6 protein-coding genes are annotated in these 6,343 nt (G+C 37.0%); 4 read left to right on the top strand and 2 right to left on the bottom strand.

Features of this window, described 5'->3' with window-relative positions:
- Together LBH98_04545 and LBH98_04540 are read right to left on the bottom strand one after the other, a co-directional pair.
- On the bottom strand, positions 1-1,394 hold a 1,394-nt coding region (locus tag LBH98_04545; protein ID MDR0304026.1), incomplete at its 3' end, for a methyl-accepting chemotaxis protein.
- Positions 1,395-1,466: 72 nt separating this feature from the next.
- Positions 1,467-1,691, bottom strand: a complete 225-nt coding sequence (locus LBH98_04540) for a hypothetical protein (GenBank protein ID MDR0304025.1) — start codon at positions 1,689-1,691, stop codon at positions 1,467-1,469.
- Positions 1,692-1,950: 259 nt separating this feature from the next.
- On the opposite strand from LBH98_04540, the gene LBH98_04535 reads away from it, so the two are divergent.
- The 4 genes from LBH98_04535 to LBH98_04520 are packed head-to-tail and all read left to right on the top strand — an operon-like array spanning position 1,951 to position 6,171.
- Entirely contained in the window at positions 1,951-3,102 is a 1,152-nt protein-coding gene (locus tag LBH98_04535; protein ID MDR0304024.1) for a hypothetical protein, read from the top strand.
- Positions 3,103-3,114: 12 nt separating this feature from the next.
- Positions 3,115-3,315: a hypothetical protein gene (locus LBH98_04530; protein MDR0304023.1), complete on the top strand. Its 201-nt coding sequence runs from the start codon at positions 3,115-3,117 to the stop codon at positions 3,313-3,315.
- Between the two features lie 3 nt (positions 3,316-3,318).
- Positions 3,319-4,554, top strand: a complete 1,236-nt coding sequence (locus tag LBH98_04525) for an ABC transporter permease (GenBank protein ID MDR0304022.1) — start codon at positions 3,319-3,321, stop codon at positions 4,552-4,554.
- Between the two features lie 21 nt (positions 4,555-4,575).
- Positions 4,576-6,171, top strand: a complete 1,596-nt coding sequence (locus tag LBH98_04520) for an N-6 DNA methylase (protein MDR0304021.1) — start codon at positions 4,576-4,578, stop codon at positions 6,169-6,171.
- Positions 6,172-6,343 lie beyond the last annotated feature (172 nt).

The raw sequence follows: 6,343 nt of genomic DNA, 5'->3' as shown, positions 1-6,343 counted from the left end.
GCTTCACCCGCTCTTGCCGCTTCTACGGCGGCGTTAAGAGCCAAAAGATTCGTCTGGAAAGCGATTTCGTCAATATCTTTAAGAATCTTTGCCGTTTCGTTACTTGAATTTTGAATTTCTATAACCGCTTCCTGCAAACGTCCCATCGCTATTTGCCCGGACTTTGCTTTTTCCACGCTGTCCTTGACAAGAGCGTCCGCATTTTTCGCGTTATCGGCGGTTTGTTTGGTCATAGAAGTAATTTCGCCAAGAGAGGACGAGACCTCTTCCAAATTGGACGCCTGTTCCGTCGCTCCGTTCGCCATTGATTGAGACGTGTTTGAAATTTCTCCCGCAGCCGTAGTAACTTGCGCCGAACTGCTTGAAAGTCCTTGAATCGCAATAGAAATCGGTTTAACAATTGAGCCGGTAATTGTGATGCACAAAATAATTCCTAAAACCAAAGCGATTAACGATAAGGAAATCACAATCGCTACGCTCGCATCCAAAGATTTCGCCGCCTCTCCGGCTAAGTTTATGTTTCTCTGTATCATCCCTTCGGCCATTTCGCTTATGTTTGCGTCAAATTCCTGTATATAGTTTGATTGTTTTATAAATAGTTGGTCGCGATGATTTTGTAATTTGACAAATTCTTCGAACATCCCGTCAAACTCGCCTATTTCCTTGAGAATTTGCTGAACGTCTCTCTTAAACCCGTCCGACAGCGTGGCCGACTTTGAAAGTACTTCGGAATTATTAAACACGTCTTTCGCAATTTTATCAACGGAAGATAATCCCGTAGTGTCGTGAGTTCTAACAATGGCGTTAAACATAATCACCGCTCTTGCGATATTGGTGGCGAACAAAAACATATCGTCCTTGTCTTTAATCGACACGCGTCCGCTGCCGGCGGCGTAGTCTCTATCCATTTTTGCCTTAAGGTCGCAGGCGTCGTCTAAAATTTCCGGTCCCATCATGGTAAGTTTTGCCGACAGCTCAATTTGTTTGTTTCCTGCGGAAAACACCGAATCGGAGTACATTTTCAACATTTTTGCGTTTGGTTCTACTTTTTCCATTCCTTTTACGAACAAGGGTAAGTCTTTAGCCGTTTTCAGCAAATCGCGAGAATTTTGAAAAAATTCTTCCAAACTGTTAAAATCTCGTACTGCGGTTTGCATCACGTCGGGACGCGAAGAACGCGTAAAATCTCGTAATTCTCTGAGCACGTTACCTCTGTGATGCGTAATATTGATAAGGTTTCCCAGCGCAGGAATCAACTGGGTAGAGTTACGATTTGCATCTTTTTCCGCCGCCAGCATCTTAACTGAAGCGACTATTCCCAAAATAACTAAAAAAACCAGTAACACAGCTGCGAGCATAGCGATTTTCGCACTCAAATGTAACCTGTTAAACATAAAAACCTCCAATAAAATTTTAAATAAAGACAACCGATAATTTCGACTGTTCGTATCCAAGTTTTGGAACGTTCAAACAATCGGAATTGTCGCCTGTGCTTTTTTATTACAATAAATTACTCTGTACGGCAATTTGCAACTCCATGAAATATGGCAACTTATAGTATCAAATCCTGAAGACAGGCAATTTGTTTCACGTTTCATTTCATCCCAAACGCTTTGAGAAAACGAGATAAAATGTTCGGCGTATAATTTTGGGATGATTATATCTAAAATTTCTAAACTGTGTATTTGCATATTTTTCATAATGTTAAATTTGACTAAAATAAAGTTAAAATTCCTATATATAATATACATTAAGTTTTCATCAAAATATGTACTAATTTTATTAAATATTAAAATTTAATGTTTTATTTTGTATTTTTTTACGGATATTTAAATTTTCACCTACCCAATTATTTAAAAGTACGACAATTTTACCTAAGCAAAAAATTCGTTCGGCGTTGGCAATTATTATATTTGCTTTAGTTTTGCTGTTCAAGACCGAGGAAAAACAATGATTCCTAATCTGATAGATACCTTAGAAAATTGCGATTTACTGTTTGAAGCGCTTAAAAAAGAGCCGATTGTCGCAATGGATACCGAATTTGTTTGGAGACGTTCCTATTATCCTTTTATCGGAATAATTCAAATTGGAGTTTCGCGGGAAAAATCTTTCATAATCGATACTGTGAAGTTGAACGAATGTCCCGAATCTTTTAGGATTTTTTTGGAAAATGAAAAAATTATGAAAGTATGCCATGACGCTTATCAAGATATTCAGATTATAAACAATTATGCTAAAGTTACCACTAAAAACGTATTGGATACTCAATTGACGGCGGCGTTTACGGGGTTTGGAAAGGCGGTTTCTCTAAGTGAATTGATTGAAAAAGTTCAGGGAGTAAGTCTTACCAAAACGCAAACTTTAACAAATTGGCTCAATCGTCCGCTTACCGACGCTCAAATCGAATATGCTTTGGACGATGTGCGTTATTTAACTCCGTGTATAAAATTTTTGTTAAAAATCGCTCAAAAAAATTCCGTTATCGAATGGATATTGCAAGATTGCGAAGAATTGTCCAAGATAGACGAACCGTTCTCCTTGTTTGCGGCTGTTGAAAAATCGTATTTGAGAGAAATGTACGGCGTTTCGTTTTCAAATCGTGAAAAATTATATCGATTGTGTTACGCCGTTGAAATAATGGCGAGAAATAGAAATTTACCTCGTTCTTTTTTGTTTAAACACGGACAATTGGGTGAAATTATAAATTGCAATCCTGAAAATCCGCAAAATCTTAAAAAAACGACTCTTTCGCATAAAAATATCAACAGATATGCGTCGTTTATTTCGGATAATATAAAAAACAAAGAAATTCCTGTCGATGAAGATCTGATTAAAAGAAGTGTTTACTCTAAGAGCAAGTACTCAACGCAAATCGGCTTGATAACAAAGGAAATCGGTGAGATTTTTGAAAAAACGGCAAACGAAAAAGGAATTTCCGTTTCAAGAATTTATAACCGAAAGCAATTATCGCAATTGGTATGTACTACTTTAGAAAGCGGATCTGCAGTCTCGTTGAGCGGGTGGCGCAATATATTTTTAGGCGGAATTTGGAACGATTTTTGGACGGATAAATTAAAACGATTAAATTATCTTGAAATATAGAAAGGAATTTTTATGAAACTTTATTACAAAATTTCTCCGATTTTAATGTTTATAGGATTTGCGGTATTAGCCGTTGGCGTTATTTTGTCTATGTCTTATTATTCGCGAATTACGTATGTGCTCGTAGGATTTGGATTTATTACTTATATTGTCGGAAGAATAGGTATTCATCTTACTCCAAAAAACGTTAAAAACGAAGAAACAGAGAATTAATTTATGAAATTTGAAACGTTTATAGCATCGCGATATTTGAATTTTCGCAGACGCGGTTTCATTTCACTTATAACTATAATTTCTATGCTTGGCGTTTTTTTGGGAACTTGCGTCCTTACGGTCGCGTTGTCTATTGCGAACGGGATGGAAAATGAGGTTCGCGACAGAATCACGGGGACTTTTGCAAATGCAAGAATTCAAAAACGTAACAGCGCTTCCATCAATAATTACGAAGAAATAGCGCAAATTGTCGCCGCTCATCCCGAAGTTACGGCGATTTCTCCGACGATTATGGGGAAAGGTACGGTGGAGTTTGCCGGTATTCAAGAAGGCGTTATGATAATGTCGGTCAACGATTCGCTGGAAAAATTGACTACGGATCTTTACAAACGAATAATTGAAGGCGAATTTTCGCTAAAACCCAAAAATTCAAATAAAAACCGTGAAAATCCTGCAATAATCGTGGGGAGTGGGATTTGCAATAAATTCGCAATTTCCGTCGGGCATGAATTGGTGCTTATGACGCTTGCAAACGGTGAAGAAGGCGGCGACCCTACTCCCGCTATGATGAGATTTACGATTTCGGGAATATTTTCGACGGGAATGTACGAATACGACCAAAATTTGATATTTATTTCGCTTGAATCCGGGCAAAGTTTATTTGAGATTGACGGCGTCGAAATGATTTCGTTCAGGAGCAAAAATATTCACCGTGCGGGAATTGTTGCCGGCGAATTGGTCGAAGAATTGGGCGGTTATCCGTATAAATATTCGGACTGGGAAAGCCAAAATCATTCGCTTTTCCAGTGGATGCGATTAGAAAAATTGATAGTTTCCTTAATAATAATGATAATTGTTTTGGTAGCGGCGTTTAACATTACTTCGACTTTGGTTATGATGATAATGGAAAAGCGCAAAGAAATCGGAATTTTGAGAAGTATGGGGGCGGGACGAGCGAGCGTTATGCGGATTTTTTTAATAAGCGGCGGGTTTATAGGGATTATAGGTTCCATTTTGGGTACCGCCTTGGGGTGCGCGATTTGTTTTGTTCAGCAAAAATATCGATTGATTTCGCTTCCTGAAGACGTTTATATAATAAATTTTGTGCCGATTTTGATGAATTTCGGCGATATTGCCGTTATTTTTGTGTCGGCGAATTTGATTTGTTTGTTTGCGGCGTTTTATCCCGCTTGGCGAGCGTCAAATTTGCTGCCTGCAGAGGCTATAAGGTTTGAGTGACGGAAAGACGGAAGATTATTTATGGCGCAAAAATATATTTCGTTTGCAGACGCCTCGCTTAAAATAGGAGTGTCGATCGCTACTATTCGCAACTGGGTAAAGGAAAGGTATTTACCGGCAATTAACGGGAAAATAACGCTCTGTTCTTTTGATAATTTTCTTAATGACGTTGATTTTGAAAAAAAACTTATTTCGCGGGCGAATAAGACAAGAAAAGGTTTTCATGACCACGAATATTTATCTGAAATAATTAAAGAAAAATCAAAATTAGACAATATGGCGGGATTTAATATTTCTAAGGAATATGAATTTTTGCTTTCAGAGTCGTTTCGAAATAAAGAAGGGATTTTTTATACTCCGCAAAATATTGTTTGCGATATGTTAAAATCGGTGAAAGTGACGAAAAATAAAACATTTCTCGACCCTTGCTGCGGAAGCGGAAACTTTATTATCGAAGCTGTAAAAAAAGGGTTTTCGCTTGAAAACGTTTATGGATTTGACACGGACGAAAACGCCGCGGCGATAACAAAGAAACGAATTTGTGATTTAACAGGGGTAGAATCGAAAAATATTTTTAATAGTGATTTTTTACAAACGGCGAACTTATCGGATAAGAAATTTGATTACATCTTTACAAATCCGCCATGGGGTAAAAAACTTCCGAAAAATATAAGAGAAAATTTTGCAAAAATTTACAAATCTCAAAAAAGTACGGATACTTCGTCTTTGTTTTTTTGCGCATCGCTTTTTTTACTTAACGAGAACGGGAAATTGGGATTTCTTTTGCCCGAAGCGTTTTTTAGTATTTCATGTTTTCAAGATGTTCGAAAAATTGTGTTGAAATACGATATTGAGCGATTTATCGACTACGGCAAGCCGTTTGAGAAATTGCTCACGAAAGCGAAAGCGATTATTTTGTCGAATAAACAATCCGAAAATGAAATTATATGTGAAATCGGACAAAAAAAGCATCTGCGTTCCAAAAAGACGTTTGAAAACATTCCGAATAAAATATTTAATTTCAGCATAAAAACCGACGAATCGAATCTTATCGACTATATTTTCTCAGAAGAATATATAACGTTAAAAAACAATGCAAAATGGGGACTTGGGATTGTGACGGGGAACAATGAAAAATTTGTCGTAAAAGAGAAAAAAGAAAATTATATTCCCGTTTGGCGCGGGCGGGATATAACAGGAAACGGACTAAAAGATCCGACAAATTTTATTCCTGATAAGTTTGAATTTTATCGACAAGTAGCGCCGCTTGAGTCGTATAATGCAAAAGAAAAATTGATTTATAAGTTTATATCGTCGAAATTATGCTTTTTTGTCGATAACAAACAGCGTTTTTTGTTAAATTCCGCTAATTTTTTGATATTAAACGAAAAATTTTTATTGACTGCAAAACAGGTGAGCGATTATTTTAACTCGAATTTTGCAAATTGGCTTTTTAAGAGCGTTTTTGATACGCACAAAATACTTCGCGGCGATTTGGAAACAATTCCGATAAGTGCGAAATATTTTGAAACAAATAAAATATTTGATGAAAAAACTTATTTGGATTTTTTGCAGATAGAACGGATTGATAATGGAAAATACAGAAAAATCAATTGAAAAATTTCGCAGAGGAATATTTGCTTGTTTGATAATTTTTCTTTCCTATAACATCCGTCTATAGATTGCTTCGTCGTTTCACTCCTCGCAATGACGAATTCCCGTCACCAATTGTTTTGCCGTCTTTGCGAGCGAAGCAATCCAGAGACTGCGTTACCGTCTTACTCCCAAC

It is taken from the genome of Chitinispirillales bacterium (assembly GCA_031254455.1).
Lineage (GTDB): Bacteria > Fibrobacterota > Chitinivibrionia > Chitinivibrionales > Chitinivibrionaceae > WRFX01.
The sequence above is the reverse complement of the archived record's forward strand: the minus strand, read 5'-3'. Positions and strand labels throughout refer to the sequence as shown.

Coding starts and splice junctions, on each gene's coding strand:
- LBH98_04540 (MDR0304025.1), bottom strand. CDS start 1,691: ATGCAAATACACAGTTTAGAAATTTTAGATATAATCATCCCAAAATTA.
- LBH98_04525 (MDR0304022.1), top strand. CDS start 3,319: ATGAAATTTGAAACGTTTATAGCATCGCGATATTTGAATTTTCGCAGA.
- LBH98_04530 (MDR0304023.1), top strand. CDS start 3,115: ATGAAACTTTATTACAAAATTTCTCCGATTTTAATGTTTATAGGATTT.
- LBH98_04535 (MDR0304024.1), top strand. CDS start 1,951: ATGATTCCTAATCTGATAGATACCTTAGAAAATTGCGATTTACTGTTT.
- LBH98_04520 (MDR0304021.1), top strand. CDS start 4,576: ATGGCGCAAAAATATATTTCGTTTGCAGACGCCTCGCTTAAAATAGGA.